We start from the raw sequence: 1938 nt of genomic DNA, 5'->3' as shown, positions 1-1938 counted from the left end.
CGGGGGGGGCGGGTCTTTTGGGGGGGGTGCTGCCCCCCCTCTAGATTTCGGCGTTTCGCGCCGGTGGGCTCGGGCCCACCTCGACGACGTCGTCGTCGCCGTCGGCCCCTCGGTGCAGCGCTACCTGACCGGTGATATCGGCACCGGCGGTGCGTGATTCAGCGCGAGCGCACCCGGACGATCGCGGGCGGGATATCGCGCAGGATCGGTAGCGCGGCGAACAGTGGCAGGGTCGTGGCGAGCGGGCCGTGCGAGGGTCCGTAGGAGCTCACCGTCACCTCCTCGACCGCGGGACTCCATGACCGCAGCAGCGCGGCGATCTCGCTCCGCCGCACACCCCAGGGCATCGGCGGCGCGAGGTAGTCCGGTGTCTTGTGGAAGCCGCGCATCGTCTTGCGGGAGAACCAGGGTGGGATGGTGTCGAACATCAGCTCGACGCCGGGGAAGCGTTCGAGGATCACGGTGACAAGGCGGCGCACGTCGTCGGGTTCGAAGTACATGAAAAGTCCCTGCGCTGTGACGAAGACGCCGTGCGTGGGATCGACGTCGTTGAGCCAGGTCAGATCGAGCGCGCTGATCGGCAGGTACCGGCAACGCTGCGACGGCGGCAGGAATCGGCTGCGGATCTCGATCGCCTCGGGGACGTCGACGCACAGCCAGTGCACCGCGCCGTCGTCGCAGCGCTGGAACTGGGTTTCCAGCCCGGCGGCGAGTTCGACGACGGTCGCGCCGGGATGGTCGGCCAGCCACGGGCGCAGCGCCTCGTCGAAGCGAGCCGACCGCACGGCATGGGTGCCGTCAGGTCGGCCGAAGGTTCGCTCGTAGTCGAAGGCGATGGTGTCGTAGAGGCGTTCGCAGTCGGGATCGGTCAGGACAGCGTCGGCGCGTTTCACCTCCGACCCGCGGTTGTGCAGGGTCCAGAGCATGGTCAGCGGAATGCCGCTCAGAGCTACATCGTCGGACATCGGAGGCACCTTCTCGCACTCGCCGGACGAAATCGACGTCACCGCCACGGGACGGCGACTGAGGTAACCCTAACTCTGAAGCGGGGACCGTCGGGACCCTGCGTTCGCCGCGCCGATCAGGACTGGGCGGTGAAGAACTCGTGCTCGGCGTCGGTGACGTCGCGCGCCTCGTCGATCAGCAGCACCGGGATGCCGTTGTCGATCGGGTAGGCGCGGCGCAGGCGCGGGTTGTAGAGCACGCTCGCGTCCGATTCGGTGCGCACCAGCTGCAGCGGGCCCTTGTCCTGAGGGCAGGCCAGCAGGCTGAGCAGGGTTGCGTCGATGGTGGATTCGTGCGCCATGTGCCTAACCTACCGCGCCCGCCGGAACGAGATGTAGCGGTGCCCGAAGAAGCTGAGCACCGCGACCAGCCCCATCACGATCACCGACGTGGGAGCGGCCGGGAAATCCAGCCCCGTTACGGCCAGCTCGACCAGGATCACGTTGAGGACCAAGCCGCCCGCGTTCACCCCGCAGAAGGCGACGAAGTCGCGCAGCAGATGCCCGCGGACCCGGAACACCAGAGTGCGGTGCAGTACGAACGCGACGACCGTGCTCACCGCGTAGGCCGCGACCACCGCCAGACCGGGCCTGTCGTCACCGAACACACCCAGCCAGAACACGGCCAGCGCCATGCCGAGCAGGGTGTTGAACCCGCCGACGATCGCGAACGCCAGCTCCTGGCGTTTGACGATCCGCAGCAGCGGGCCCGGCGTCTCGAGCACGCCGTGGGCGGGCGCCGCCTCGGCGGTCACCGCACCGCGTCCGCGAGCTCGGCGTCACCGTCGGGGATCGACTCGACCGCGGGCGCCGCCTGCTCGTCCTCGGGCTTGCGCCCGCGCACGTAAAACCAAAGGATAAACGGGAGGACAAGAAGGCCGAGGCCGGTCGAGGAGCCGCCGGTGTGAGAGCACCGGGGGGGGCCGGGGAGGTT

The 1938-nt window shown here is 69.0% G+C and carries 3 protein-coding genes; all 3 read right to left on the bottom strand.

Annotated elements, in window-relative coordinates; all coding sequences use genetic code 11:
• Nucleotides 1-158: 158 nt before the first annotated feature.
• Entirely contained in the window at nt 159-965 is an 807-nt protein-coding gene (locus ACFWPJ_RS31615) for a class I SAM-dependent methyltransferase (RefSeq protein WP_378857008.1), read from the bottom strand.
• Nucleotides 966-1081: 116 nt separating this feature from the next.
• Entirely contained in the window at nt 1082-1306 is a 225-nt protein-coding gene (locus ACFWPJ_RS31610) for a Trm112 family protein (protein ID WP_378857006.1), read from the bottom strand.
• Nucleotides 1307-1315: 9 nt separating this feature from the next.
• Nucleotides 1316-1759 carry a GtrA family protein gene (locus ACFWPJ_RS31605; RefSeq protein WP_378857004.1) on the bottom strand — a complete coding sequence of 148 codons (444 nt, stop codon included), beginning with the start codon at nt 1757-1759 and terminating at the stop codon, nt 1316-1318.
• Nucleotides 1760-1938 lie beyond the last annotated feature (179 nt).

Source organism: Nocardia sp. NPDC058497 (assembly GCF_042720195.1).
Taxonomy (GTDB): domain Bacteria; phylum Actinomycetota; class Actinomycetes; order Mycobacteriales; family Mycobacteriaceae; genus Nocardia.
Note: the sequence above shows the minus strand (reverse complement) of the source record. Positions and strands in the feature narration are given on the sequence as shown.

Bases quoted from the DNA above. Each gene is read 5' to 3' on its own strand.
- ACFWPJ_RS31615 (WP_378857008.1), bottom strand. From the start codon at position 965: ATGTCCGACGATGTAGCTCTGAGCGGCATTCCGCTGACCATGCTCTGG.
- ACFWPJ_RS31610 (WP_378857006.1), bottom strand. From the start codon at position 1,306: ATGGCGCACGAATCCACCATCGACGCAACCCTGCTCAGCCTGCTGGCC.